Annotated in this window: 25 protein-coding genes and 5 tRNA genes; 3 read left to right on the top strand and 27 right to left on the bottom strand. The window is 36.9% G+C overall.

The genetic code is table 11. From position 1 onward, the window contains the following. The first annotated feature begins 230 nt into the window (after window positions 1-230). Window positions 231-1,820: a peptide chain release factor 3 gene (locus ACZ1GR_RS15090; RefSeq protein ID WP_377764872.1), complete on the top strand. Its 1,590-nt coding sequence runs from the start codon at window positions 231-233 to the stop codon at window positions 1,818-1,820. Between the two features lie 75 nt (window positions 1,821-1,895). Next, window positions 1,896-2,333 carry a hypothetical protein gene (locus tag ACZ1GR_RS15085; protein WP_472609714.1) on the top strand — a complete coding sequence of 146 codons (438 nt, stop codon included), beginning with the start codon at window positions 1,896-1,898 and terminating at the stop codon, window positions 2,331-2,333. Between the two features lie 55 nt (window positions 2,334-2,388). On the opposite strand, the gene ACZ1GR_RS15080 is transcribed toward ACZ1GR_RS15085, so the two are convergent. From ACZ1GR_RS15080 to ACZ1GR_RS14950, 27 genes are all read right to left on the bottom strand, one after another. Next, window positions 2,389-2,700 carry a DUF3467 domain-containing protein gene (locus ACZ1GR_RS15080; protein ID WP_472609713.1) on the bottom strand — a complete coding sequence of 104 codons (312 nt, stop codon included), beginning with the start codon at window positions 2,698-2,700 and terminating at the stop codon, window positions 2,389-2,391. Window positions 2,701-2,754: 54 nt separating this feature from the next. Further along, complete coding sequence (gene rpoC, locus ACZ1GR_RS15075) at window positions 2,755-7,053, bottom strand: DNA-directed RNA polymerase subunit beta' (RefSeq protein WP_472609712.1); 4,299 nt, start codon at window positions 7,051-7,053, stop codon at window positions 2,755-2,757. Window positions 7,054-7,114: 61 nt separating this feature from the next. Further along, the gene (gene rpoB, locus ACZ1GR_RS15070) at window positions 7,115-10,924 is read right to left on the bottom strand and encodes a DNA-directed RNA polymerase subunit beta (protein WP_472609711.1); all 3,810 of its coding nucleotides are present in this window, start codon (window positions 10,922-10,924) and stop codon (window positions 7,115-7,117) included. A gap of 128 nt (window positions 10,925-11,052) precedes the next feature. After that, entirely contained in the window at window positions 11,053-11,433 is a 381-nt protein-coding gene (rplL, locus tag ACZ1GR_RS15065; RefSeq protein ID WP_377764867.1) for a 50S ribosomal protein L7/L12, read from the bottom strand. Window positions 11,434-11,487: 54 nt separating this feature from the next. Then, window positions 11,488-12,003, bottom strand: a complete 516-nt coding sequence (gene rplJ, locus ACZ1GR_RS15060) for a 50S ribosomal protein L10 (RefSeq protein ID WP_377764866.1) — start codon at window positions 12,001-12,003, stop codon at window positions 11,488-11,490. Window positions 12,004-12,029: 26 nt separating this feature from the next. Beyond that, a complete protein-coding gene (gene rplA, locus ACZ1GR_RS15055; RefSeq protein ID WP_377764865.1) occupies window positions 12,030-12,719 on the bottom strand; it encodes a 50S ribosomal protein L1 in 690 nt (229 codons plus the stop codon). Between the two features lie 19 nt (window positions 12,720-12,738). Beyond that, on the bottom strand, window positions 12,739-13,176 hold the full coding sequence (gene rplK, locus ACZ1GR_RS15050) for a 50S ribosomal protein L11 (protein WP_377764864.1): 438 nt from the start codon (window positions 13,174-13,176) through the stop codon (window positions 12,739-12,741). Window positions 13,177-13,343: 167 nt separating this feature from the next. Next, a complete protein-coding gene (gene nusG / locus ACZ1GR_RS15045; protein WP_377764863.1) occupies window positions 13,344-13,895 on the bottom strand; it encodes a transcription termination/antitermination protein NusG in 552 nt (183 codons plus the stop codon). A 4-nt stretch (window positions 13,896-13,899) separates the two neighbouring features. After that, complete coding sequence (gene secE / locus ACZ1GR_RS15040) at window positions 13,900-14,088, bottom strand: preprotein translocase subunit SecE (protein ID WP_377764862.1); 189 nt, start codon at window positions 14,086-14,088, stop codon at window positions 13,900-13,902. A 93-nt stretch (window positions 14,089-14,181) separates the two neighbouring features. Beyond that, window positions 14,182-14,254, bottom strand: a tRNA-Trp gene (locus ACZ1GR_RS15035). 119 nt (window positions 14,255-14,373) lie between these two features. Next, a complete protein-coding gene (gene tuf, locus ACZ1GR_RS15030) occupies window positions 14,374-15,561 on the bottom strand; it encodes an elongation factor Tu (protein WP_472609710.1) in 1,188 nt (395 codons plus the stop codon). A 158-nt stretch (window positions 15,562-15,719) separates the two neighbouring features. Beyond that, window positions 15,720-15,791 (bottom strand) — tRNA-Thr (locus ACZ1GR_RS15025). A 77-nt stretch (window positions 15,792-15,868) separates the two neighbouring features. Next, window positions 15,869-15,941, bottom strand: a tRNA-Gly gene (locus ACZ1GR_RS15020). A 77-nt stretch (window positions 15,942-16,018) separates the two neighbouring features. After that, window positions 16,019-16,100: transfer RNA gene (locus tag ACZ1GR_RS15015), tRNA-Tyr, on the bottom strand. A gap of 23 nt (window positions 16,101-16,123) precedes the next feature. Further along, window positions 16,124-16,197: transfer RNA gene (locus ACZ1GR_RS15010), tRNA-Thr, on the bottom strand. A gap of 101 nt (window positions 16,198-16,298) precedes the next feature. Then, entirely contained in the window at window positions 16,299-16,601 is a 303-nt protein-coding gene (gene hpf, locus ACZ1GR_RS15005) for a ribosome hibernation-promoting factor, HPF/YfiA family (RefSeq protein ID WP_377764860.1), read from the bottom strand. Window positions 16,602-16,655: 54 nt separating this feature from the next. Beyond that, window positions 16,656-17,546 carry a tyrosine-type recombinase/integrase gene (locus ACZ1GR_RS15000; protein ID WP_472609709.1) on the bottom strand — a complete coding sequence of 297 codons (891 nt, stop codon included), beginning with the start codon at window positions 17,544-17,546 and terminating at the stop codon, window positions 16,656-16,658. Between the two features lie 95 nt (window positions 17,547-17,641). Then, complete coding sequence (gene rpsU / locus ACZ1GR_RS14995) at window positions 17,642-17,836, bottom strand: 30S ribosomal protein S21 (RefSeq protein WP_054559369.1); 195 nt, start codon at window positions 17,834-17,836, stop codon at window positions 17,642-17,644. Between the two features lie 109 nt (window positions 17,837-17,945). Next, window positions 17,946-19,115 carry an acyl-CoA dehydrogenase family protein gene (locus tag ACZ1GR_RS14990; RefSeq protein WP_472609708.1) on the bottom strand — a complete coding sequence of 390 codons (1,170 nt, stop codon included), beginning with the start codon at window positions 19,113-19,115 and terminating at the stop codon, window positions 17,946-17,948. 10 nt (window positions 19,116-19,125) lie between these two features. Continuing rightward, window positions 19,126-20,001 (bottom strand): ComEA family DNA-binding protein, encoded by an 876-nt coding sequence (locus ACZ1GR_RS14985; RefSeq protein ID WP_472609707.1) that lies wholly within the window; start codon window positions 19,999-20,001, stop codon window positions 19,126-19,128. A 9-nt stretch (window positions 20,002-20,010) separates the two neighbouring features. Next, window positions 20,011-21,633: an alanine/glycine:cation symporter family protein gene (locus ACZ1GR_RS14980; RefSeq protein ID WP_472609706.1), complete on the bottom strand. Its 1,623-nt coding sequence runs from the start codon at window positions 21,631-21,633 to the stop codon at window positions 20,011-20,013. 86 nt (window positions 21,634-21,719) lie between these two features. Continuing rightward, on the bottom strand, window positions 21,720-22,727 hold the full coding sequence (locus tag ACZ1GR_RS14975; protein ID WP_472609705.1) for a potassium channel family protein: 1,008 nt from the start codon (window positions 22,725-22,727) through the stop codon (window positions 21,720-21,722). 2 nt (window positions 22,728-22,729) lie between these two features. Beyond that, a complete protein-coding gene (locus tag ACZ1GR_RS14970; RefSeq protein ID WP_311386474.1) occupies window positions 22,730-22,957 on the bottom strand; it encodes a PspC domain-containing protein in 228 nt (75 codons plus the stop codon). A gap of 8 nt (window positions 22,958-22,965) precedes the next feature. Next, on the bottom strand, window positions 22,966-24,249 hold the full coding sequence (locus ACZ1GR_RS14965) for a DUF2851 family protein (RefSeq protein ID WP_472609704.1): 1,284 nt from the start codon (window positions 24,247-24,249) through the stop codon (window positions 22,966-22,968). 27 nt (window positions 24,250-24,276) lie between these two features. Continuing rightward, entirely contained in the window at window positions 24,277-24,585 is a 309-nt protein-coding gene (locus ACZ1GR_RS14960; RefSeq protein WP_472609703.1) for a rhodanese-like domain-containing protein, read from the bottom strand. 77 nt (window positions 24,586-24,662) lie between these two features. After that, window positions 24,663-25,277 (bottom strand): thioredoxin family protein, encoded by a 615-nt coding sequence (locus ACZ1GR_RS14955; RefSeq protein WP_472609702.1) that lies wholly within the window; start codon window positions 25,275-25,277, stop codon window positions 24,663-24,665. A gap of 2 nt (window positions 25,278-25,279) precedes the next feature. Further along, entirely contained in the window at window positions 25,280-25,834 is a 555-nt protein-coding gene (locus ACZ1GR_RS14950) for a TlpA disulfide reductase family protein (RefSeq protein WP_472609701.1), read from the bottom strand. Window positions 25,835-25,967: 133 nt separating this feature from the next. On the opposite strand from ACZ1GR_RS14950, the gene ACZ1GR_RS14945 reads away from it, so the two are divergent. Continuing rightward, window positions 25,968-26,414, top strand: a complete 447-nt coding sequence (locus ACZ1GR_RS14945) for a MarR family winged helix-turn-helix transcriptional regulator (RefSeq protein ID WP_472609700.1) — start codon at window positions 25,968-25,970, stop codon at window positions 26,412-26,414. Window position 26,415: the final 1 nt, after the last annotated feature.

Genomic DNA, 26,415 nt, shown 5'->3' with positions numbered 1-26,415 from the left:
CATCTCCTACTTTATTCGATAAAACGCAGCTCATTCAACCTAACCTGCAATTATCAATTTACGTTTAAAAAGTACGGATAGATTTTTCTGTTAGTAAATTATTAAGAACCATAGTAATAAGAAACACTCTCTTCAAAGAAGTCACCATTATTTAGAAGCAGTTTCTTTATCAAATAAAAAATCATCGGTACAAGTCATTATAAATCAATAATTTTGCGCAAATTTTTTAGATGAGTTTTGAAAAAGAAATAGCGCGTCGCAGAACATTTGGAATTATTTCCCACCCAGATGCAGGTAAAACTACATTGACCGAAAAACTTTTATTATTCGGAGGTGCAATTCAAGAGGCCGGTGCAGTAAAAAATAATAAAATAAAGAAAACGGCTACCAGTGATTTCATGGAAATCGAGAGACAACGTGGAATTTCAGTAGCGACCTCTGTTCTTGCGTTTATTTATAATGATAAGAAAATCAATATTTTAGACACTCCAGGGCACAAAGATTTTGCTGAGGATACTTTTAGAACCTTAACTGCGGTAGATAGCGTTATTGTTGTGATTGATGTTGCTAAAGGTGTTGAAGAACAAACTGAAAAACTCGTAGAAGTATGCCGAATGCGTAACATACCCATGCTTGTTTTTATAAATAAACTGGATAGAGAAGGAAAAGATGCTTTTGACTTATTGGACGAAGTAGAACAGAAGTTAGGGCTAACCGTGACTCCATTAAGTTTTCCAATAGGAATGGGCTATGATTTTAAAGGGATTTATAATATCTATGAAAAAAATATAAATCTTTTTAGCGGAAACAGTAAATCAAATATTGAAGACACTATAGCCTTCGACAACATAGATAGTCCAGAACTTGAAAAGATTATTGGTGAAAACGCCGCTTCTGATTTAAGGGACAACCTTGAACTTGTAAATGGGGTTTACCCCGAATTTGACAAAGAAGCATATCTCAATGGAAAACAGCAGCCCGTATTCTTTGGTTCGGCACTAAATAATTTTGGTGTTCGCGAATTATTAGATTGTTTCGTACAAATAGCTCCTCCACCCAGACCTAAAAAAGCCGAAGAGCGCATTGTAGACGCTCATGAAAAAGACTTTTCTGGTTTTGTTTTTAAGATCCATGCTAATATGGACCCTAAACATAGGGATAGACTAGCATTCATTAAGATAGTTTCTGGAACCTTTGAACGAAACAAACCTTATTTACATGTTAGACACGGGAAAAATCTAAAATTCTCTAGTCCAAACGCATTTTTTGCTGAGAAAAAAGAGATTGTGGATATCTCTTACCCAGGAGATATAGTTGGCTTACATGATACGGGAAATTTTAAAATTGGCGATACCTTGACCAATGGCGAAGAATTGAACTACAAGGGTATTCCGAGTTTTTCGCCCGAACATTTTCGGTATATCAACAATGCAGACCCACTAAAATCCAAACAGCTCTATAAAGGTATAGACCAGCTAATGGATGAAGGTGTAGCTCAATTATTCACACTTGAACTAAATGGTAGAAAAGTTATCGGAACAGTGGGAGCCCTTCAATATGAAGTAATTCAATACCGTCTAGAGCATGAATACGGGGCTAAGTGTACTTATGAAAACTTTCCTGTACACAAAGCATGCTGGGTAGCGCCAGAAAGCGACAATGATGAATTTAAGGAGTTCAAAAGGGTAAAACAAAAATTTCTAGCTATCGATAAAAGAGGGCAACTGGTGTTCTTGGCAGACTCACAGTTTTCATTACAAATGACGCAACAGAAATACCCAACGGTAAAGCTACATTTTACTTCTGAATTTGATATTTAAACTCCATATCTAATTAAGAATATTTGACTCTTTTTTTTGTATTTTACTGGTTATTAACCAATAAACATACATTTTATGACCACTGAAGTAATTAAAAAACCACCCACATGGTTTTGGGTGGTAAGTGTTATTGCCCTTTTATGGAACTTAATGGGAGTAGGTTCTTATCTAATGGATGCTTATGTAAGTATTGAACAATTGGAGGCCATGAGCCAAGAAATGCGTGAACTTTATGAAGGTCGCCCTGCCTGGGTAACAGCATGCTTCGCAATTGCAGTGTTTGGCGGAACATTTGCCTCAATTGCCCTTTTGTTAAGAAAAAAATGGGCAAGGCCAGTTTTTATTATTTCACTGATTACAGCAACTGCCCAATTTATACATTGGCTTTTTATGACCAATTCAGTGGAAGTTTATGGAACAGAAGCCTATATAATGCCTATTCTAGTTATTGCGTTTGGTGTTTATCTCGTTCTTTTCGCAAAAAAAGGAATTGCAAATGGTTGGCTTAAATAAACCAATAATTTGAAAGTAATTAAAAAAAGCCCTGACTAATAATCAGGGCTTTTTTTTATGCTTCTCCAGTAGGTCCAAAGTTTAATGGAATTGGAGGTTGTTCATAGTCTTTTATTGTTCCATGCGCTTTTTCAAAGCGCTGTACATTATCATTTAATGCTTTTAAAAACTTCTTAGCATGCTGCGGTGTTAATACAATTCTGCTCTTTACCTTAGCCTTTGGAGCTCCCGGCATCATACTAATAAAGTCTACAACAAATTCTGAAACAGAGTGATTAATAATAGCCAAATTTGAATAGATACCTTCTGCGGTCTTTTCATCCAATTCTATATTAATCTGTTTTTGGTTTTGATTCTTATCTGCCATAAGCTTAGGTATTAAAAAAGAAAACCCTGACGGTTGGGCCAGGGTTTCTATTATTTAGAATTTAAACTCCTCTTTTCGAGCCATAATTTCATCGTACTCCTCTTTGGAACCAACAATGATATTTTCATAATCACGCATACCTGTACCTGCAGGAATCTTATGCCCTACAATTACATTCTCCTTCAATCCTTCTAGAGTATCTACTTTACCGCTTACAGCAGCTTCGTTCAATACTTTAGTGGTTTCTTGGAAGGATGCAGCAGAAATAAACGATTTCGTCTGTAACGATGCCCTTGTAATACCTTGAAGTATTGGTGTTGCAGTAGCTGCAACGGCATCTCTAGCAGAAACCAAAGTTCTATCCGCTCTTTTCAGCAATGAATTCTCATCTCTTAATTCTCGGGCAGTAATTATTTGACCCGCTTTTAGGTTCTCTGAATCACCTGCATCCTCAACAACTTTCTTACCAAAAATCTCATCATTTTCAACGATAAAATCTTTTTTATGAATTAATTGATTCTCTAAGAAAATTGTATCGCCGGCATCTTGAATACGTACTTTACGCATCATCTGTCTCACAACTACTTCAAAGTGCTTATCATTAATTTTCACACCTTGTAGTCGGTATACCTCTTGAACTTCGTTCACTAAATATTGCTGTACAGCTGATGGGCCTTTAATTGCCAAAATGTCCTCAGGGGTAATAGAACCATCAGAAAGTGGCATTCCTGCACGAACGTAGTCATTCTCTTGAACTAAAATCTGGTTAGAAAGTTTAACTAAGTATTTCTTGATTTCCCCAAGTTTTGACTCAATAATAATCTCTCTATTACCTCTTTTGATTTTACCAAAAGAAACTACACCGTCAATTTCAGAAACAACTGCTGGGTTAGATGGGTTACGCGCTTCAAACAATTCGGTAACTCTTGGTAGACCACCCGTAATATCACCAGCCTTAGCAGACTTACGCGGAATCTTAACCAAAGTTTTTCCTTCTTGAATCTTTTCACCATCATCTACCATGATATGCGAACCAACCGGAAGGTTATAAGAACGTAATGTTTCTCCTTTGGCATCTTGAATTAATAAAGTTGGAATCAACTTTTTATTTCTAGATTCAGAGATAACTTTCTCTTGGAAACCTGTTTGTTCATCGATTTCAACCTGATAAGTAACACCTTGCTCAATATTCTCGTATGCAATTTTTCCAGTAAACTCAGAAACGATTACACCGTTATATGGATCCCATGAACAAATTACATCTCCTTTTTTGATTTTAGCGCCATTCTTGATAGCTAGCATAGAACCATAAGGAATATTATTTGTACTTAAAGTAATACCTGTTTTTGCATCTACTACTTTAATCTCTGATGTTCTTGATATTACAATTGTTGATTTTCCTCCTTCACCATTATCTCCTTCTACAGTTCTTAAATCTTCAATTTCAGCAACACCGTCGAACTTGGCTTCCAACTTATTATCCTCAGAAATGTTACCTGCAATACCACCAACGTGGAAAGTACGCAGTGTTAACTGTGTACCAGGTTCTCCAATAGATTGTGCCGCAACAACACCAACTGCTTCACCTCTTTGTACCATTTTATTGGTAGCTAAGTTTCTTCCGTAGCATTGCGCACAAATACCTTTTGGAGCCTCACATGTTAATGGTGAACGCACTTCAATCTTTTCAATAGGAGATGCTTCTATTTTGGCAGCATCAGATTCATTAATGATTTGACCTGAAGTCAATAACTCTTCTTGAGTAATCGGATCATATACATCATGTAAAGAAACACGACCAAGAATACGTTCTCCTAGAGTTTCAACAACCTCCTCATTTTTCTTTAAGGCTTTAACCTCAATACCTCTTAATGTTTCACAATCTTCGATATTGATAATCACATCTTGCGAAACATCAACCAAACGACGTGTCAAGTAACCCGCGTCAGCAGTTTTTAAAGCTGTATCCGCAAGACCTTTACGAGCACCGTGAGTTGAAATGAAGTATTCTAAAATAGATAAGCCTTCTTTAAAGTTAGAAAGAATAGGGTTTTCAATAATCTCACCTCCACCGGCAGTAGATTTCTTAGGCTTGGCCATCAAACCACGCATACCTGTCAACTGGCGAATTTGCTCCTTTGAACCCCTTGCACCAGAATCAAGCATCATATATACCGAATTGAATCCTTGGTTATCTTCCCTAATACGCTTCATTGCTAACTCTGTCAACATTGCATTAGTAGAAGTCCAAACATCAATTACTTGATTGTAACGTTCGTTATTGGTAATAAGACCCATGTTATAATTGGCCATAATACCATCGACTTGACCGTTGGCATCTTCAATCATTTCAATTTTTTCTTTAGGAATAATAATATCCCCTAAACTGAATGATAATCCACCTTTGAAGGCAAATTGATATCCCATGGTCTTAATCTTATCCAAAAACTCAGCAGTTCGAGGAACATCTGTGACCGCTAAAATATCACCAATGATATTTCTCAACGCTTTTTTATTCAATACTTGATTGATAAAACCTGCTTCTACAGGAACGTGAGTGTTAAATAATACTCTACCTACGGTGGTCTCAATAATCTGATTTACCAACTCTCCTTCTTCATTAAAGTCCTTTGCACGAACCTTGATTCCGGCATTCAAATCAACTTTATTTTCATTGAAGGCTATTTCAACTTCCTCTGCTGAATAAAAAGTTAATCCTTCTCCTTTTATTGGCAATTCTTTTGTTGATTTACGATGTTTGGTCATATAATAAAGACCAAGTACCACATCTTGAGAAGGTACCGTAATAGGTGAACCATTTGCTGGATTTAAGATATTTTGAGAAGCCAACATTAAAAGTTGCGCCTCTAAAATAGCCTCAGGACCTAACGGTAAATGTACCGCCATCTGATCCCCATCAAAATCCGCATTAAATGCAGTACACGCCAATGGATGTAAACGAATTGCCTTTCCTTCGATAAGTTTAGGCTGAAACGCTTGAATTCCTAATCTGTGTAATGTTGGGGCCCTGTTTAACAGCACAGGATGTCCTTTCAATACATTTTCAAGAATATCCCAAACTACAGGTTCTTTCTTGTCTATTATTTTTTTAGCAGACTTTACTGTTTTAACAATACCTCTTTCAATCAGTTTTCTAATTACGAAAGGTTTGTATAATTCAGCCGCCATGTCTTTAGGAAGACCGCATTCGTATAAGTTCAATTCAGGACCTACAACAATTACAGAACGTGCTGAATAATCGACACGTTTACCTAATAAATTTTGACGGAAACGACCTTGCTTACCTTTCAAAGAATCTGAAAGGGATTTCAATGGTCTATTTGATTCTGTCTTAACGGCAGATGCTTTTCTTGTGTTATCAAATAAAGAATCAACAGACTCTTGAAGCATCCTTTTCTCGTTACGAAGAATAACTTCTGGAGCTTTGATTTCCATCAATCGCTTTAAACGATTGTTTCTGATAATTACTCTACGATATAAATCATTTAAATCTGAAGTCGCAAAACGACCACCATCTAGAGGAACTAATGGACGTAATTCTGGTGGAATCACCGGAACTACTTTCATAATCATCCATTCTGGATTGTTTTCGCGATTATCTTGAGATTCACGCAAAGCTTCAACAACTTGAAGTCTTTTTAAGGCTTCTGTTTTACGTTGTTTAGAAGTTTCTGTATTTGCTTTATGTCTTAATTCGTAAGAAAGCTGCTCTAAATCAATTCTACCTAACAAATCAATTAGACATTCAGCACCCATTTTTGCGATAAACTTATTTGGGTCAGAATCTTCTAAATACTGATTTTCAGCAGGAATTGTTTCTAAAATATTCAGATACTCCTCTTCGGTTAAGAAATCCATTTTATTGATTTCTTCTCCCTCTGGTCCTTTCGCAATACCTGGTTGAATTACTACGTAACGCTCGTAGTAAATAATCATGTCCAATTTCTTGGATGGAAGACCAAGTAAGTATCCTATTTTATTTGGAAGCGAACGGAAATACCAAATATGCGCAACAGGTACAACCAAATTAATGTGCCCTACTCTATCACGACGTACTTTTTTCTCTGTTACTTCTACACCACAACGGTCACATACAATACCGCGGTAACGAATACGCTTGTATTTTCCACAGGCACATTCATAATCCTTAACAGGACCAAAAATACGCTCACAGAACAACCCGTCACGTTCTGGCTTGTGTGTTCTATAGTTAATGGTTTCCGGCTTTAAAACTTCACCTCTTGACTCTGCCAAAATTGATTCTGGAGATGCCAATCCGATTGAAATTTTATTAAACCTCTTTGGTGCGTTATTATCTTTTATTCTAGCCATAATGCTATAAAGATGAAATTGTTAAAAAATGTTCTCTTTTAATAGTTTCTCAACTATACTATTATTCTTCCAATCTAATATCCAAACCTAAACCTTTAAGTTCGTGCATTAGTACGTTGAAAGATTCTGGCAATCCAGGTTCTGGCATAGTTTCACCTTTTACGATTGATTCGTAAGTTTTAGCTCTACCAATTACGTCATCTGATTTTACGGTCAAGATTTCACGAAGCGTAGCTGAAGCGCCATACGCCTCAAGTGCCCAAACTTCCATTTCTCCAAAACGTTGACCACCAAATTGCGCTTTACCACCAAGTGGCTGCTGTGTAATCAATGAATATGGTCCGATAGAACGTGCGTGCATCTTGTCATCTACCATATGACCCAACTTCAACATGTAGATAATACCTACTGTTGCAGCCTGATCAAATCGCTCACCAGTTCCGCCATCGTAAAGATGTGTATGGCCAAATCTTGGCACACCTGCTTCATCGGTCAATGCATTAATTTGATCTAAGGTAGCACCGTCAAAAATCGGAGTGCCGTACTTACGACCCAATTTTTCGCCGGCCCAACCAAGAACCGTTTCATAAATCTGCCCAATGTTCATACGAGATGGTACACCTAGCGGATTCAATACAATATCAACCGGTGTTCCGTCTTCTAAGAAAGGCATATCTTCTTGGCGAACGATACGTGCAACGATACCTTTGTTACCGTGACGCCCTGCCATTTTATCACCAACCTTAAGCTTACGCTTTTTAGCAATGTAAACTTTAGCCAATTTCATAATTCCAGCAGGTAATTCATCACCTACCGAAATCGTGAACTTATCTCTTCTAAGATTACCTTGAAGGTCATTCAACTTAATCTTATAGTTGTGAAGTAAATCGGCAACTTGAGTATTGGTTTTATCATCGGTAGTCCAGCTTCCTCCTATTAAGTGGGCAAAGTCATCTACCGAATTCAACATCTTAATGGTATACTTCTTACCTTTTGGTAAAACTTCCTCACCCAAGTCGTTCATAACGCCCTGCGAAGTTTTTCCGTTAATTAAAGTAAAAAGCTTCTCTACTAAAACGTCTTTAAGCTGTTCAAATTTTACTTCATAATCCATCTCTAGTTTAGAGATAGCCTCTTTATCTTCTGAACGCTTTCTTTTATCTTTTATCGAGCGAGAAAATAACTTCTTGTCTATTACCACACCTCTTAAAGATGGTGAAGCTTTTAATGAAGCATCTTTTACATCACCAGCTTTATCACCAAAGATTGCACGAAGCAATTTTTCTTCAGGAGTTGGGTCAGATTCTCCTTTCGGAGTGATCTTTCCTATTAAAATATCTCCAGGTTTAACTTCTGCACCAATACGAATCATTCCGTTTTCATCCAAGTCTTTTGTAGCCTCTTCAGAAACATTAGGAATATCATTCGTCAATTCTTCAGCACCTAATTTGGTATCACGTACCTCAAGAGCATATTCATCAATGTGAATCGAGGTGAAAATATCTTCTCTCACAACCTTTTCAGAAATTACGATTGCATCCTCAAAGTTATACCCCTTCCAAGGCATAAAGGCAACTTTCATATTTCTACCTAAAGCAAGTTCTCCTTTTTCAGTAGCATAACCTTCACAAAGTACTTGGCCTTTCTTAACCTTATCCCCTTTCTTAACAATCGGCTTCAAGTTAATACTTGTACCTTGATTGGTTTTACGGAATTTTATTAGGTTGTATGATTTATAATCTTCTTCAAAGCTTACTAACTTCTCGTCTTCAGTTCTAAGATATTTAACTGTAATCTTTTGAGCATCAACATAATCAATTATTCCATCTTCTTCTGCATTGATCAATACTCTAGAATCAGTTGCAACCTGACGTTCTAAGCCCGTACCTACAATCGGAGATTGTGGTCTCAATAATGGAACTGCCTGGCGCATCATGTTTGACCCCATCAATGCCCTGTTCGCATCATCATGTTCCAAGAAAGGAATTAATGAAGCTGAAATAGAAGCTATTTGATTCGGAGCAACATCTGTGTAATTAACTTCAGAAGGATCCACAACTGGGAAATCTCCTTCTTCACGTGCAATTACTTTTTCGACGTTGATAGTTCCGTCTTCTTTAAGTGGAATATTAGCTTGAGAAATTTTCATTCCCTCTTCTTCCTCGGCACTTAAATAAGCAAAATTCTTAGTATCGACCTTTCCATTCTCCACCTTACGGTAAGGAGTTTCTAAAAAGCCCATTGGATTAACCTTGGCGAATACCGATAAAGACGATATTAAACCAATATTTGGTCCTTCAGGAGTTTCAATAGGACATAGTCTACCGTAGTGCGTATAGTGAACGTCACGAACCTCAAAACCAGCTCTTTCACGAGAAAGACCACCTGGCCCTAATGCTGATAATCTTCTTTTATGAGTAATCTCTGCCAATGGATTGGTTTGATCCATAAACTGAGAAAGTTGGTTAGTACCAAAGAAAGAATTAATTACAGAAGACAGGGTCTTTGCATTAATTAAATCTATTGGGGTAAATACCTCATTATCACGAACGTTCATTCTTTCACGAATGGTTCTTGCCATACGCGCTAGACCAACACCAAACTGAGAAGATAATTGCTCACCTACAGTTCTAACACGACGGTTTGATAAGTGATCGATATCATCAATCTCTGCTTTTGAATTGATTAACTCAATAAGGTATTTTATGATGGTGATGATATCTTCTTTGGTCAAGACTTGCTTGTCCATTCCAATATCAAGACCTAATTTTTTATTCATTCTGTAACGACCTACCTCACCAAGGTTATAACGTTGATCAGAGAAGAACAATTTATCAATAATACCTCTTGCCGTTTCTTCATCTGGCGGCTCAGCGTTACGTAATTGACGGTAAATATGTTCTACAGCTTCCTTTTCAGAGTTTGTAGGGTCTTTTTGAAGTGTATTATGAATAATGGCATAATCAGACTGCGTATTATTCTCTTTATGCAATAAAATAGTTTTAACATCTGCATCAACTATTTCATCAATATGCTCTTTTTCAAGAATGGTATCACGATCTAAAACAATCTCGTTTCTCTCAATGGATACAACTTCACCTGTATCTTCATCAACAAAATCTTCATGCCAAGTGTTCAAGACTCTTGCCGCTAGTTTGCGACCAAGTACCTTTTTTAAACCAGCTTTAGAAACTTTCACCTCTTCTGAAAGATCAAAAATTTCTAAAATATCCTTATCCCTCTCAAAACCAATTGCACGGAATAATGTTGTTACTGGTAATTTTTTCTTTCTATCAATGTATGCGTACATAACGCTATTGATGTCAGTTGCGAATTCTATCCAAGAACCTTTGAACGGAATTACCCTTGCAGAATACAATTTAGTACCATTTGCATGGAATGATTGACCAAAGAATACACCAGGAGATCTATGCAACTGTGATACCACCACACGTTCTGCGCCATTGATAACAAAAGTACCACTTGGCGTCATATATGGAATAGTACCTAAATACACATCTTGAACTATAGTTTCAAAGTCTTCATGCTCTGGATCTGTACAGTATAATTTTAAACGTGCCTTTAAAGGTACGCTGTAGGTAAGACCCCTCTCGATACACTCTTGTATCGAATATCGTGGAGGATCTATGAAGTAGTCTAAAAACTCAAGTACGAACTGGTTTCTAGTATCTGTGATTGGAAAGTTTTCCATGAAGGTATTGTACAAACCTTCGTTGCCTCTTTCGTCAGATTTCGTTTCAAGTTGAAAAAAGTCTTGAAACGACTTGATCTGAATGTCCAAGAAATCCGGGTATTCCGGTATGTTCTTAGCGGATGCAAAATTTACTCTTTCAGTCTGATTTGTGAACATCTATGGACAAATTTTGATAGTGAATTCTCTTTTGGGTAACATGTGCCATCACATGCTGCTATAAAAACAGGCTAAGGTCTGACCGTTTTTACGGAAAGACCTTAACCATATTATCTATGTAAAAGCTACTATTTAAGCTCAACTTCTGCTCCTGCTTCTTCCAAAGATTTTTTGATACCTTCTGCTTCGTCTTTAGAAACAGCTTCTTTAACCGCTTTTGGTGCGCTATCAACAATATCTTTAGCATCTTTCAAGCCAAGACCTGTTAATTCTTTTACCAATTTAACTACTGCTAATTTAGAAGCACCGGCCGCTTTAAGGATAACATCAAATTCTGTTTGCTCCTCAGCTGCTTCTCCACCACCGGCGGCAGCGCCACCAGCAGCAACTGCTACAGCAGCAGCTGCAGGCTCGATACCATACTCTTCTTTTAAAATATCAGCCAATTCGTTTACCTCTTTTACGGTAAGGTTGACCAACTGTTCTGCAAAATCTTTTAAATCTGCCATTTTTCTATCGTTTAAATAAAATTTTTAAAATATAATTGTTTTAGTGCGTGCGAATTATCGTTCAGATAAAGTTTTAATGATACCAGCTAATTTACCGCCACCAGATTTAAGACCAGAAATAACATTCTTGGCCGGTGATTGCAATAGACCGATAATATCTCCGATAACTTCTTCTTTGGACTTAATGTTCACCAAAGAATCTAAGTTTTCATCACCGATATAAACCGCCTCTTCAATAAAGGCACCTTTTAATAAAGGCTTATCTGATTTTTTTCTGAAGTTTTTGATAAGTTTTGCAGGAGCATTTCCTGTCTCAGATAGCATTAAAGAGGTATTACCTTTTAATACTTCCGGAAGTTCCCCAAACTCCTTATCAGAAGCTTCCATTGCTTTTGCAAGCAAAGTATTTTTAACAACTGCTAGTTTAATATTAGCCTTGAAACATGCTCTTCTTAAATTAGAAGTAGTCACGGCATCTAACCCAGAAATATCAGCAAGATATATGTTAGGGTTATCGGCTAACTGTGCAGTCAAATCTTCAATTACGGTTGCTTTTTCTTCTCTTGTCATTGTTATAATTTTAGACTACCCAGTAATTAAACTGCTTTAGGATCTAGTTGAACACTAGGACTCATAGTACTAGACATGTAAACACTTTTCATGTAAACACCTTTAGCTGCCGCAGGTTTCAATTTCATCAAAGTATCCAACAACTCTTTTGCATTACCTGCAATTTTGTCTGCCGAAAAAGATGATTTACCTATTGCTGCATGTACGATTCCTGTTTTATCAACTTTAAAATCAATTTTACCAGCTTTTACATCAGATACCGCCTTCGCAACATCCATAGTAACTGTTCCGGTTTTTGGATTAGGCATTAAACCTCTGGGACCTAGAACCCTTCCTAAAGGACCTAATTTACCCATAACGCTTGGCATTGTGATGATAACATCAACATCTGTCCAACCTCCTTTTATTTTATCCAAATATTCATCTAACCCAATATAATCAGCACCAGCTTCCTTAGCTTCTGCTTCTTTATCTGGGGTCACCAATGCCAAAACCTTAACATCTTTACCGGTTCCGTGAGGTAGTGTAACTACACCACGAACCATTTGATTTGCTTTTCTTGGATCTACACCCAAACGAACCGCTAAATCTATTGACGCATCAAATTTTACGTTGGTTATCTCTTTTACCAAAGCAGAGGCTTCATCAACAGAATACAATTTGTTTCTGTCAATTTTAGCGTGTGCTTCTTTTTGCTTTTTAGTCAATCTTGCCATTCGAAATTGCTTTTAGATTTTAAAAAGGTCTTTTACCTGCAACCTTTAATCCCATTGATCTAGCAGTACCAGCAACCATACTCATTGCCGACTCCACTGTAAAAGCATTCAAATCGACCATTTTGTCTTCAGCGATTTGCTTTACTTGATCCCAGGAAACAGATCCATTTTTAACTCTGTTAGGTTCGCCCGATCCTTTTTTAATCTTTGCTGCTTCCAACAATTGAACTGCCGCTGGTGGTGTTTTTACGACAAACTCGAAAGATTTGTCTTTGTATACCGTGATAACAACAGGCAATACTTTGCCCGGTTTGTCCTGTGTACGCGCATTAAATTGCTTACAGAACTCCATGATGTTAACGCCGGCAGCACCTAAGGCGGGTCCAACCGGTGGCGACGGATTCGCAGCACCTCCCCTAACTTGTAATTTAACTACCTTATCTACTTCTTTTGCCATTGTTTTTAATTAAGTTGAAAATGTGCTATTGGAAGCAACACAATTTTCGATATATGTAACAGCTCTTTTGTCTTAAGATGTTAGACACAAGATGTCAGATTTTAGACTAATTGTTAAAAATAAACTACTAAAAATCTTATATCTTAAATCTAATGTCTCCTATCTGATTATACTTTTTCTACTTGCATATAGCTTAACTCTAATGGTGTTTTTCTTCCGAAAATCTTCACCATCACCTCAAGCTTACGCTTTTCTTCATTGATTTTTTCAACAGTTCCATTGAAGCCATTGAAAGGTCCATCAATAACCTTAACCGTTTCACCAATTATAAAAGGTATTGCAACACTATCGGTATTAACAGCTAACTCATCAACTTTGCCCAGCATTCTATTTACTTCAGCCTTACGCAATGGTACAGGATCACCACCTTTTGTTTCTCCTAAAAACCCGATTACGTTGGTTATCGAACGGATAATATGCACCATTTCACCTCCTAAATTGGCCTTTATCATAATATAGCCAGGGAAATAGGTCCGCTCTTTGTTGATCTTTTTTCCATTACGGATTTGTACAACTTTTTCAGTAGGTACAAGAACATCCTCAAGGTAATCACCGAAACCATGTCTTTCAACCTCGCTTTCAATGTACCCTTTGATTTTATTCTCTTGGCCGCTTACAGCTCTAACTACATACCACTTTTTCTCCAATACCTCCGACATGCCCTTATCCTATTAATTTATCAAAGTACAACTGAATCAACTTACTAAAAAGGCTATCAACTCCCCATGTTGCTAACGCAAAAATGATTGAGAATACCGCTACAACCACCATGTAGTTAGAAGCCTGCTCCCTGTTTAACCAGGTAACATTATTTTTTAATTCCTCCCAAGACTCTTTAACGTATGTCAACATAAAAACTAATTTTATTCTGCACGGGCGGAGAGACTTCCTTCGACTTCGCTCAGGATAAACTTCTCGCCTCACTGGCTTCATTATTTCAACTTGCACGGGCGGAGAGACTCGAACTCCCGACACCTGGTTTTGGAGACCAGTGCTCTACCAACTGAGCTACGCCCGTATTTTGGTATTTATTTACTCCAAAAAAATCGTGGAGTAGATTACACCCGTTTATATTACACTGAAAGGTATCCGCCAAATGACGGACACCCTTTTGTGTAAACTATGATTATAATATGATTAATCTAAAATCTCAGTAACCTGACCAGCACCTACGGTTCTACCACCTTCACGGATAGCAAAACGAAGACCTACACTTAACGCGATTGGCTGAATCAAATCTACCTCGATTGTCAAGTTGTCACCTGGCATTACCATTTCAACCCCACTTGGCAAACCTATGTTACCAGTTACGTCTGTAGTTCTTACGTAGAACTGAGGACGATAGTTGTTATGGAATGGTGTGTGACGACCACCTTCTTCTTTTTTCAAGATATAAACCTCAGCTTTGAATTTGGCATGTGGCTTAACAGAACCTGGCTTGCAGATTACCATACCCCTTTTGATATCGGTTTTTTCGATACCTCTTAAAAGAATACCTACGTTATCACCAGCTTCACCTCTATCTAAGATTTTACGGAACATCTCAACACCAGTAATTGTAGAAGCTAATTTCTCAGCACCCATACCAATGATATCTACAGCGTCACCAGTATTGGCAACACCAGTTTCGATACGACCAGTTGCAACAGTACCACGACCAGTAATCGTAAATACATCTTCAACAGGCATTAAGAAATCTTTATCAACATCTCTTTTTGGAAGCTCGATCCACTCATCAACAGCTGCCATCAACTCCATAACGGTGTCAACCCATTTTTGCTCACCATTTAAAGCACCAAGTGCAGAACCGGAAATTACAGGTCCGTTATCACCATCATATTCGTAGAAAGAAAGTAATTCTCTTACTTCCATTTCAACTAGCTCTAAAAGCTCTTCATCATCAACCATGTCAACTTTATTCAAGAAAACAACAATTCTTGGAATACCAACCTGACGTCCTAAAAGGATGTGCTCACGAGTCTGTGGCATTGGACCATCAGTAGCAGCAACAACCAAAATAGCACCGTCCATCTGAGCAGCACCAGTAACCATGTTCTTTACGTAATCCGCGTGACCAGGACAGTCAACGTGAGCGTAGTGACGATTTTCTGTTTGATACTCTACGTGAGATGTGTTAATTGTAATACCTCTTTCTTTTTCCTCAGGGGCATTATCAATAGAGTCAAAGCTTCTAAGCTCAGACAAACCTGCGTTAGCCAATACAGTAGTAATAGCTGCAGTCAATGTAGTTTTACCGTGATCCACGTGTCCAATGGTACCAATATTTAAGTGCGGTTTGGAACGATCAAAAGTTTCCTTTGCCATTTTAAATGATTTTAATCTTAGTTTATATTAGTGTACAAATCTTTTTTTTGAGCCAATGACGAGATTTGAACTCCTGCCTGCCGGCAGGCAGGCGTGACCGAGGTCACTAAATGGAAAACAAAATCAATATGTCATTAAATCTTAATCTTTTTTTCTTGAGCCAATGACGAGATTTGAACTCGTGACCTCTTCCTTACCAAGGAAACGCTCTACCCCTGAGCTACACCGGCGTAAAGTGTTGAATCAACTACTTTATATAGTTCCTAATAAAAGGAAGAAATTCTTGTATTAACAAGAACGACTTTAGAGCGGGAGACCGGGTTCGAACCGGCGACATTCAGCTTGGAAGGCTGACGCTCTACCAACTGAGCTACTCCCGCATTTTCTTAAATCAACATTTCAAAATTAAAATTTCAAAAAATCTCTTTTGAAATTTGAACGTTTCGCTTTTACTGTGTGGGGAGAGCAGGATTCGAACCTGCGAAGACATAGTCAGCAGATTTACAGTCTGCCCTCGTTGGCCGCTTGAGTATCTCCCCTTCCTTTGTTTTAGTGCTTTAAGAGCCGATGGAGGGACTCGAACCCACGACCTGCTGATTACAAATCAGCTGCTCTAGCCAGCTGAGCTACATCGGCTTTTTAGAGCCTTTTTAACACAAAAAAAGCCCGCTATTTCTAACGGACTGCAAATGTATATATATTTTTATTTAATCAAAACAAATTATCAAAAATTTTAATTAAACATGCATTCTCATTTTTTCCTTCTTTTTAACTAGTTTTCTTTCTATTGAACTGCATGCAGAATCAATAGCCTCTTCAAAAGATTTACACTGCTTCTTCACCACAAACTTATCACGAGGAACATTAATCTTGATTTCAACAATTTTATTTTCTTTTGAACTGGTATTTTCTACCTTCAAATACACATCAGAACTGATTACTTTATCATAAAATAATTCTAGTTTATCCATTCTTTCTTGAACAAAATCAATAAGTTTTCCATCGGCAACAAAATTTACGGATTGCACATTTACCTTCATAAGATGCGTTTTTAGGTCTGCGTGATACAGACAGGTTAAACAGTTACAAAGATTTTACTCTTTGTTTCTAGGATGGGCATTTGCATATACTTTCTTTAGTTCAGCGATACTATTATGAGTATATACTTGGGTCGATGCCAAGCTTGAATGCCCTAACAACTCTTTCACAGCATTTAAATCAGCCCCCTTGTTCAACAAATGTGTTGCGAAAGTGTGTCTAAGAATGTGTGGACTCTTTTTGACCTTAGGACTAACCATACTAAGATACTTATTTATAACCCTATAAACAAGAGTTTCGTATATTTTATAACCTGATTTTGTCAATAAAAGTGAATCACTATCAATAACAATTTCTAGCTTTGAACGCTCCTCAATGTATGTATTCAACAAAGGAAGAATAGTCGGCAATAGCGGTAAAATACGCTCTTTATTTCGCTTACCTAGGACCTTTAGCGTAGTTTTTGAGCTATTGATGTCGCTCTTCTTTAAATTTATCAACTCGGCACGACGTATTCCTGTAGAATATAAAAGCTCTATCAACAACTTATCACGCACACCTTCAAAATCATCTCCAAAAGGAATCTGTTTTAAAATTTTCTCCATCTCCAATTCTGAGAAAGGAACCTCTATTTTCTTCTTGGTCTTTAGTGCCTTGTGTTTGGCCAATGGATTCTTGGAGATAGCTCCTATTTTCTGAAGAAACTTATAGTAGGCTTTTAATGAAGCGATTTTTCTGTTTACGGTTCTGTTCGAGATACCTTTATTGACGAGTTTAACTATCCAACTTCTAATAATAGTGTATGGAATAGCATCAATTTGTGCCTTATCATATTCCGCAGTAGTAAAAGATATAAACTCTAAAATATCTTTATGATAGGCATTTACGGTATGTCGAGAATAGTTTTTCTCTAAGGATAAATAAGAAACAAAAGCCTCTACTGACATATTTCAAAGTTACGCTTTTACCTTTTCAAAATTACCCAATAAAAAAACCCGTTCAATGTTGAACGGGTTTGTATTATGTAGAATCTTAGTGGACTTTAAATTTCCTCTTTATCTCTTAGGCCTTGAATATATTCTGCCTTTTGAATTTCTGCTCTACGCTTTACCGAAGGTTTTGTAAACTGTTGACGCTTACGCAATTGACGCATCGTACCGGTTTTGTCAAACTTTCGCTTGAAACGCTTTAAAGCCCTATCGATATTTTCTCCTTCTTTTACTGGTATAATTAACATTGGCTACAACCTCCCTTCTTTAAGTGATACCCGTTCTTAAACGGGGATGCAAATATACAAATGAAATTTATCTAAAAAAGATTTATTCCATAATATTTTAAGTAATCTATTATTTACCAGGTGAACGATACTCTTTTTTATCAATTACGATCTTGGCAATAATTTCACGCAATATTTCTGAAGTCCCGCCCCCTATTGGGCCTAACCTACTATCCCTAAGCATTCTTGCCATGGGATAATCTTCAATATAGCCGTAACCACCCAAAAACTGAAGACAGTCATATGCGACTTCATCGGCCATTTTAGTTGACTTGAGTTTTGATATGGTTGCTTCTTTCACGGCATACTCCCCTTTATCAAGCATAGCAACTACTGCATAATTATAATGCTTACACAGTTCCATATCTGCATGTAAATCCACAAAACGATGACGCAAGGCCTGAAATTTATTTATGGTCTGCCCAAAAGCTTCTCGTTCAGACATATACTGCAAGGCATAATCTAAGGTATACTCTGCCCTAGCATGTGCATTTACACCCATGACCAGGCGCTCCAACGCAAAGGCTTCCATAATAAAGGTAAAACCCTTACCTTCTTCACCCATTAAATTAGATACAGGGACCTCCACATTATCAAATGCCAACTCTGCGGTATCAGATGCTCTCCATCCTAATTTATTTAATTTGTTTGCCGAAACCCCAGGGCTATTTCTATCAACAATAAATATGCTTATTCCTTTATTGCCCGCTGCCGGGTCGGTCTTTGCCGCCAATATGATATAATCTCCATAGACTCCATTGGTGATAAATGTCTTTGAGCCATTGATAATGTAAACATCTCCTTTACGCTCAGCGGTGGTGCGCATTCCAGCGACATCGCTACCGCCAAAAGGCTCGGTAACCCCTAAACAACCTATTTTTTCGCCATTAACGCTAGGGATTAAATATGCTTGCTTTTGGTCTTCATTCGCATTTTTATTTAAATGTGTCATGGCCAAGTAAACATGTGCCCACATTGCGGCCGCAAAGCCACCAGAATTTATCTTTTGCAATTCTTCAAGGAAGATAACCGTGTAGAAAAGATCTAGCCCTAATCCTTCATGGCTTTCTGGGGTAGCTAAACCAAAATAACCCATCTCACCGAACTTTTTCCAAATAAACCGTTCAATGGTACCTTTCTCTTCCCATTTATCTATGTGAGGAACTACTTCTTTCTGTAAAAAATCTTTTAGGCTTTCCCTAAAAAGTTGATGTTCTTCTGTGAAGTACATACTATTCATGCGTAATTTTTTAGAGTGACAAATATAATGCTATTCTCTCGAGTTTCTCTGAAGGAAAACCGTCAAGATTCGTTAATTCGTCAAAGGAATTAATACCTCCGCTAACATCTCTCAAATCAACAATTTTTTCTGCAAGAGGGTAGGAAATATATACCAACGAAGCAATTTCTTTAACCGTAGCAGAATTTATATTAATCTTTTCAATTCTTGGTGGATGTAACACCTGAAACTTTTTTAAAGCCCTATTGGCCACCTCAACATCCAAACCATAAACATCATACAATTGGTCGTCAACCAAAAAACCGCCTAATCTATCTCTAAATTTTATAATACGTGCGGATAGCTTGGTTCCAATTCCATTGATCGTCCTCAAGTCGGTAGCCGTAACCTGATTTAAATCACCAACGACCACTGCAGTTTCTGTCTTTACATTGGTAGACGTATTTTGTGAAGCTTGCTTTTTGTCAGCTTTCACCCAATCAGGGAACTTGAAATAAGGAGCAATTTTATTCAACAATGAATCATTGACCCTAGTGACTTGTTGAAATTCTTCTTTCGAATTTATGTATTTGTTTGAACTTCTAAAGGCGATAAGTCTATCTATTTCTTCAACGGACATCCCCAGTGTATATCCTTTGTAATCTGTAATAAAGTTGGGGTTAAAGGGGTATATTTTAAAAGTATCTTTCAGTCGAGAAACCTGCTTTAAACTGTCTATTCTAGACTGTTCGGCTTCGTCTACAGTTATTCTAGAAGCTTCAAGCTTAAAAGGTTTTAGCTTCACATAGAAAAATACTCCTTGCAGAAACACTATGATTAGTAGCAAAAAGAAAATCCCACTTCGTTCTTGTTTATTAAACCGGAAGTGGGATTTAAAATTTTTCAATCTACTACTTTATGAATATGCTTTTTTTATGGCATCTACGTACTTGTTGAGTTCTTCTTTCACCTTAGGAAATAAGATAAGTAGCCCTATCATATTCGGAAATACTAAAGCAAGAATCATAGCATCTGAAAACTTGATTACAGCATCTAATGTTGCCGCAGCCCCGATGACTACAAATAGTAGAAATAAAACTTTATAAACGATATCTGCGGTTCTACCTCTACCGAAAAGATATTTCCAAGACTGCAATCCATAATATGACCATGAAATCATGGTAGAGAAAGCAAAAAGAACTATTGCTATTGTTAGAACATACCTGAATCCTGGAATTACCGAATCGTAAGCCATGGATGTCAAATCGACGCCTCCGATATAAGCACCTGAATCGTTTAATAATACCGTACTACCAACAGCATTTCCATAATCGAATGCTCCAGCATCCATATTAAAGAAAATAATAACCAGAGCGGTCATGGTACAAATTACAACAGTATCAATAAATGGCTCCAACAAGGCAACAATACCCTCACTTGCAGGGTATTTGGTCTTTACGGCCGAATGTGCAATTGCAGCCGAACCAGCACCTGCTTCATTTGAAAAGGCAGCTCTTTGAAAGCCAACAATTATAACACCTAAAATACCGCCTAAACCAGCTTCAGGGCTAAAGGCACCGCTAAAAATCATTCCGAAGGCATCACCAATATACTTGATGTTAGCAAAGATTATTATCAAAGAAGCGATTACATAAATAATAGCCATAAAGGGAACAATCTTTTCTGTAACACTGGCTATCTTTTTAATACCCCCAATAATTACAATACCTACTAATACTGCAAGTATTAAACCAATGACAACACCTACTGCCCCACCCTGTAAATCGAACATTGTGGTCAATTGCACAGCAGCTTGATTTGATTGGAAAGCGTTACCGCCACCAAAAGAAGCCCCAACACATAAAATGGCAAAAACCCCAGCTAACACTTTACCTAAACCTGTTAGGCCTTTAGCTTTTAATCCTCTTGATAAATAATACATAGGGCCACCATAAACTGTACCATCTGCACCTACATCTCTATACTTTACGCCAAGGGTACATTCAACAAATTTGGTTGACATCCCTATAAGTCCACAAACAATCATCCAAAATGTTGCTCCAGGACCTCCAATAGCTATTGCTACGGCTACACCGGCAATATTTCCTAAACCAACGGTACCAGAAACGGCTGTGGCCAAAGCTTGAAAGTGGCTTACTTCACCCTCTTCGCTTTCATCGCGAATCGTATCGGGAATATCACCATCATCGGTCATGTGCATCTCAACTTTCTCAAGACCATATTTTTCTACCTCTTCATATTTACCTCTAACCACATTGATGGCCAAAGGAAATTTTAAAATATTCGGAAATTTGAAATAAATTGTAAAAAAAGTGGCCCCAAGAACAAGTAAGATTAGAACTATGGGGATATTATACTCCCCAACAGGAACCGTAGTTAATACAAAACCTTCCCACCATGAGGCAAAAGGCATAAAAGCGTCATTAACTTTTTCATCAAGGCCTTTTTCTTCTGCTTCTTGAGCAATTGCAAATAATGGTAAGAGAAAAGACAAAATCGTAAGAAGTCTATACTTCATAATATGTTATTTGGTTACATTAAGTTGTTGTAAAGTTGACAATATCCTAAAAAAAAACATCTGAATCAAATTTTGCAAGGGTTAAACTAATCTAATTGAAACATAAGATTGAGTTTATTTATTTGTTCTGGCCTACCCAAAACAATAACCTTGCCCTTGGGCTCTAGTTCTAAATCGGCTTCCGGATTGATAATGTAATTTCCGCTTGGCGTAATATAGCCAATAATGGTGCACCCTGTTTTTCTCCGAAGGTCTAAATCGCGAATTGAATTACAAACCATTTTACTGGCAAGATTATCAATTTTAACCTCCTCTAAGTTCGTAGTATGCTCACCTTCCATAGAAAGTTTATCCATAAAGGTTATTAAATCTGGCATTACGACCAATGAAGCCATATGGTCACCCCCGATTTTATCTGGCATGATAACCTTATTTGCGCCTGCAAATTCAAGCTTTTTAACAGAAGTTAACTGAGATGCCCTACTTATAATGAACAACTCATTGTTCATTTGTCTAGCTGATAAAACCACAAAAAGATTAACTGCATCATCGGGTAACGCGGTCACCAAATACTGCGCCCTTTCAATACCTGCCGCTAATAAAATCTCGTCTTCATTTACATCACCTTGAACGAACAGAACCTCATCTTCATGAGCCTCTATAATCTTTTCATCTTTTTCTATAACTACAAAGGGCTTATTATAAGCACTTAGTTTTTCAGCAGCTTGCTTTCCGTTTCGACCAAAACCACAAACGATTACATGATTTGAAAGACCATTAATTTTATTCTTCACACGCTTTTTCTTTAAAAGTTGTAATGAGTTTTTACTCAAAATATATTCTGATATCACAGAAATGGCAAAACCAAATATGAATACACTTGATATTATTAAAAATACGGTAAAAATCTTAGCATCTTCCCCAAGCGGACGCACCTCTGAAAACCCCACGGTAGTCACCGTAATTACGGTCATGTAAAAAGCATTTACCCACGTAAAGTTGTAGTAGTAGTGATACCCTAAAACACCAATCGCAAGAACGAGGCACATTAAGGTTAGTGCCCATGCTATCTTCGATTTAAATAGCTTTAGCATAGTTATAAATCAAATACTGATGTTCGCTTTGTGTAGACAAGGTCTTTAATCTTTAACCAGAAAGCGATAAAAAGATATAAAGCAAACCCGAAACCGAGGGTGGCGAAAGTCAAATAAATAAACGTGGTACGGACAACTCTTGCCCTGATACCCCAGCGTTCTGCAATTCTTCGGCAGACTTCGAAACCCCTTTTTTGAAAGTAGTATAGTATGTCATATATCCAGCGCATACTCAAAATTAGCCATTTTCATTTAAAAGGGTTATGCCTAAACTACATTGTAAACATTTATTTTCTTTACAATACTGATTGTACAACTGCAATTTCGATTGACTCTCGAAAGCGTTTTTAGTTTTAGACCCAATGCTGTCGTATTTTTCAATGATTGAATTCTTTTCGGGCTTCAGGTTTCTCATCAAAAGAAACAAGGTATCATCTATTGTTTTACCCAAGCTCTTGGCATAAGAGAATTTAATCGGTATAATCGTATTGATGATAATAAGGTCGATAAAATTCTTAGTCAATTTCTTTTTTCTTGGTTTTGACTCTTTACCGAATGTAAAATGGGTATCCCAATATGAATTTGCGTAAAGATCAAATAGCACATATATCTCGTCTATCTTCTTTACTTCAGTAAGTTTACTAAATAGGTGGTGATTTGTACTATATAGATTTGCCAACTGAGACAACCTTAGTGTAGGAAAGTTATTAGGTCTTAAACCAAAAAAATTAGGTTTTAATACCTGTTCATTATTTAGCTGGAATTTGGTACGTAGAAAATTAAATTCTTTTTGATGGTTTTGATAGTACTCATCGGTAACCTCTTGGTCTTCTAATAAATTGGCCATTCCGAAAAATAAACTTTCCAAAGCAATCGAACTGTTCTGAAGTTTTCTAACTACTGAAAAGTCTAATGCTTCTGAAATACTCAAAAATGCGTTACCATTTAAAGCCGTTCCAAAATTCTTTAGTAACATCGAAAAAAGCACTTGCTCCCAATCATTGTTCGATTGTTTCAATAAAGTGAAAACTAGTGCTGACTTTGACTCGAGTCTTTCAATATATAGTCTTTCTAACCAATTTTCTATTTGAAATTGGTTTACCGATTTAAAGTCTTTCTCACAATTGATAAACTTTCGCTTCGGATTATCCATTAGGGCCATATAAGCCTCAAGAAGGGAAGGGCTTATATAATTTTTTAGTTCTAAAGTCGCAATTTCAGAATTATCTTTTCTAAAAACGGCAACATCATGTTCCCAAACTACATGTAGAATTACATTGTCATAATTGGGGTCGGTCTCATGATTATGAGCATACCAATCAGAAGCTTTCAAATGTATTTCTACATTACCGGCCCATAATTGTCCATTGATTTCAATTTGCGCATTAAAAAAGTCAGGACCCGCGTTTTGATTGTGCAGGCCTGAACCGTGTATGATAAGAGGCTCTTTTTTGGAAGTTTCCAGTTGCCCTAATGGCAACTTTTTAGTTTTCCAAATAAAATGCAATAGGTCTTCGCGCATGGGTCTAAGAAGAAATAGTGGTGGTTTCTATTCTACTCTATCCCCATCCCAATTCATAAAACCTCCTTCTAAGTTATACGCGTTTTCTATTCCTATGCTATTCATAATAGCACAGGCTTGCCCACTTCTATTGCCTGAACGGCAGTACACATAAAAGTTTTTGGATTTATCCAATTTTTCAAGTTCATCTAAAAATTCTTGTCCTAAGTAGATATCTATGTTAGTAGCGTTGGGAATATAGCCTTCTTCAACTTCTTCAGGGGTACGAACATCCAAGATAAAAGCGTTATCATCATTTTTAAGTTGCTCAGACCATTCTTCTTGTGTTAAATCCATCTTTTTAGTTAAATTAAGTTTTGTAAAAATAAAAGTCCGGAGCATAACTTCAGACTTAAAACTATTTATTTTTCTAATTAAACTTTTATTGAACATCCTATCGCCCTAGTCTTTGTGACTTTTACTTCTTCACCGGCCAAAAGGGCATCAACTGCATTTTCTGCATATTTTTCTTCTACTTTCGCGGCATCTTGATAATTATCATCTATGGCGCCGATATATCTAACGACATTGCCCTTATCCGTTTTTTCTAAAAGGTATACGTGTGGTGTTTTGGTCGCTCCATATTGAGGGTATATCTTTTGGCCTTCGTCCAAGACATAAGGAAAATTAAAACCTTTTTCTTTGGCCCTTGACTTCATTTCCTCAAAACTATCCCCTGGTTTAACCTCGGGGTTATTGGGGTTTATGGCAATTACCGGAAAACCTCTAGACTTGTATTTTTCATTCAAAGCTATAATTCTATCTTCATACGCTACGGCATAAGGGCATGTATTACAGGTGAATATTACAAAGAACCCTTTTGCTTCTTTATAATCGGCAAGAGAAATCATATTACCGTCAATATTTTTCAATGAAAAATCAGTTGCGACATCCCCTATTTCATAACCTAATACTGCTTTACCGCTATTTACAAATGACATCGTAATTACGACTAAAATTAGTAGTCCAATTATCTTAAATTTCTTCATATCTATTCGCTTAAAAATTTATCTAGTTCAGTATTGAGCTCCTCATAGGTAAAACCATGAGGATAAAAAGTTCGTTTTTCCTTATTGTAAATCAAAGTCGCCGGAATTCCGCCCTCCCAATCCGCATCAATCTTAGGTATCCATTCATTCATTTTTGGATCGTCTAAAATTACAACTTGGCCTTTCAATTCTTTTTCTTTTACAAACGGAACCAATTTTTTCTTCCACATTGAAGGCATATCGAGACTGACCAAAACCATTTCTACATTGTTATTCTTTTGTTCAGCGTATGTTCTTTCAAAATCTGGAAGTTCTGCAACACAGGGTTTGCACCAAGTGGCCCAAAAGTTTATAATGTAGGTTTTGTCATCTTTTCTTTCCAGTAGAGGTCTTAAACCTTCGTAGTCATAAATGGGGAATTCAATTACAACCTCTTTTTCAGATAAATCAGCTTCAGTTTTAACTTCTATAACCGTAGTGGCCTCGGCCTTATTTTTTGAACCACAGGAACTTAAAAATACTAGTGATAAAATCCCCAAAAGCAGTAATTGTTTCATTTAGTGTTATTTAAAGCTTAAAATTAAATAAACTCAAAAGGCTTATTAAAGCTTTAACACAAAATTAGCTTGTGTAAATTTTGAAGTATGCTGATAATTATCATACATTTGTATATACAATTATTGTAATGACATGAATGTTGAAAAGATAATTAAGACCAAAAAGGAAATGCCCATTGAGACTAAGACCATAATTCATTTATCCTTAGTTAACTCAAAACTCAATGATGCTATGACCCAAGCTCTTAAACCCTTTGATGTTTCATTGCAGCAGTTCAATGTTTTACGGATTTTAAGAGGGCAAAAAGGCTCCCCGGCAAACCTTTCGACGCTCAATGAACGTATGGTCACCAAAATGAGCAATACTACCAGGTTGGTTGATAAGCTTTTACCCAAGGGTTTTGTAAAAAGACAAATATGTTCTTCAAACAGACGTAAGATAGAAATAAATATTACCTCAGAAGGAGAACAGTCGTTAAAAGAAATGGACAAAGCCATAGAACTTGCCGAAGCTGAGGTTTTAGTAGGCTTTACCCATCAAGATTTAGAAGAATTAAATACTTTATTAGATAAATTTTAAA

The organism is Croceitalea sp. W27, assembly GCF_055693185.1.
Note: the sequence above shows the minus strand (reverse complement) of the source record. Positions and strands in the feature narration are given on the sequence as shown.

Bases quoted from the DNA above. Each gene is read 5' to 3' on its own strand.
- rplA (WP_377764865.1), bottom strand. From the start codon at position 12,719: ATGGCAAGATTGACTAAAAAGCAAAAAGAAGCACACGCTAAAATTGAC.
- rpoB (WP_472609711.1), bottom strand. From the start codon at position 10,924: ATGTTCACAAATCAGACTGAAAGAGTAAATTTTGCATCCGCTAAGAAC.
- ACZ1GR_RS14955 (WP_472609702.1), bottom strand. From the start codon at position 25,277: ATGAAGAAATTTAAGATAATTGGACTACTAATTTTAGTCGTAATTACG.
- ACZ1GR_RS15080 (WP_472609713.1), bottom strand. From the start codon at position 2,700: ATGGCAGATAAGAATCAAAACCAAAAACAGATTAATATAGAATTGGAT.
- ACZ1GR_RS15085 (WP_472609714.1), top strand. From the start codon at position 1,896: ATGACCACTGAAGTAATTAAAAAACCACCCACATGGTTTTGGGTGGTA.
- ACZ1GR_RS14975 (WP_472609705.1), bottom strand. From the start codon at position 22,727: ATGCTAAAGCTATTTAAATCGAAGATAGCATGGGCACTAACCTTAATG.
- ACZ1GR_RS14960 (WP_472609703.1), bottom strand. From the start codon at position 24,585: ATGGATTTAACACAAGAAGAATGGTCTGAGCAACTTAAAAATGATGAT.
- rplJ (WP_377764866.1), bottom strand. From the start codon at position 12,003: ATGACAAGAGAAGAAAAAGCAACCGTAATTGAAGATTTGACTGCACAG.
- ACZ1GR_RS15090 (WP_377764872.1), top strand. From the start codon at position 231: ATGAGTTTTGAAAAAGAAATAGCGCGTCGCAGAACATTTGGAATTATT.
- ACZ1GR_RS14970 (WP_311386474.1), bottom strand. From the start codon at position 22,957: ATGCGCTGGATATATGACATACTATACTACTTTCAAAAAAGGGGTTTC.
- nusG (WP_377764863.1), bottom strand. From the start codon at position 13,895: ATGTCGGAGGTATTGGAGAAAAAGTGGTATGTAGTTAGAGCTGTAAGC.
- rpoC (WP_472609712.1), bottom strand. From the start codon at position 7,053: ATGGCTAGAATAAAAGATAATAACGCACCAAAGAGGTTTAATAAAATT.
- rplK (WP_377764864.1), bottom strand. From the start codon at position 13,176: ATGGCAAAAGAAGTAGATAAGGTAGTTAAATTACAAGTTAGGGGAGGT.
- ACZ1GR_RS14945 (WP_472609700.1), top strand. From the start codon at position 25,968: ATGAATGTTGAAAAGATAATTAAGACCAAAAAGGAAATGCCCATTGAG.
- ACZ1GR_RS14980 (WP_472609706.1), bottom strand. From the start codon at position 21,633: ATGAAGTATAGACTTCTTACGATTTTGTCTTTTCTCTTACCATTATTT.
- hpf (WP_377764860.1), bottom strand. From the start codon at position 16,601: ATGAAGGTAAATGTGCAATCCGTAAATTTTGTTGCCGATGGAAAACTT.
- ACZ1GR_RS14950 (WP_472609701.1), bottom strand. From the start codon at position 25,834: ATGAAACAATTACTGCTTTTGGGGATTTTATCACTAGTATTTTTAAGT.
- ACZ1GR_RS14965 (WP_472609704.1), bottom strand. From the start codon at position 24,249: ATGCGCGAAGACCTATTGCATTTTATTTGGAAAACTAAAAAGTTGCCA.
- ACZ1GR_RS14990 (WP_472609708.1), bottom strand. From the start codon at position 19,115: ATGAATAGTATGTACTTCACAGAAGAACATCAACTTTTTAGGGAAAGC.
- rplL (WP_377764867.1), bottom strand. From the start codon at position 11,433: ATGGCAGATTTAAAAGATTTTGCAGAACAGTTGGTCAACCTTACCGTA.
- ACZ1GR_RS15000 (WP_472609709.1), bottom strand. From the start codon at position 17,546: ATGTCAGTAGAGGCTTTTGTTTCTTATTTATCCTTAGAGAAAAACTAT.
- rpsU (WP_054559369.1), bottom strand. From the start codon at position 17,836: ATGTTAATTATACCAGTAAAAGAAGGAGAAAATATCGATAGGGCTTTA.
- tuf (WP_472609710.1), bottom strand. From the start codon at position 15,561: ATGGCAAAGGAAACTTTTGATCGTTCCAAACCGCACTTAAATATTGGT.
- secE (WP_377764862.1), bottom strand. From the start codon at position 14,088: ATGTTGACATACGTTAAAGAGTCTTGGGAGGAATTAAAAAATAATGTT.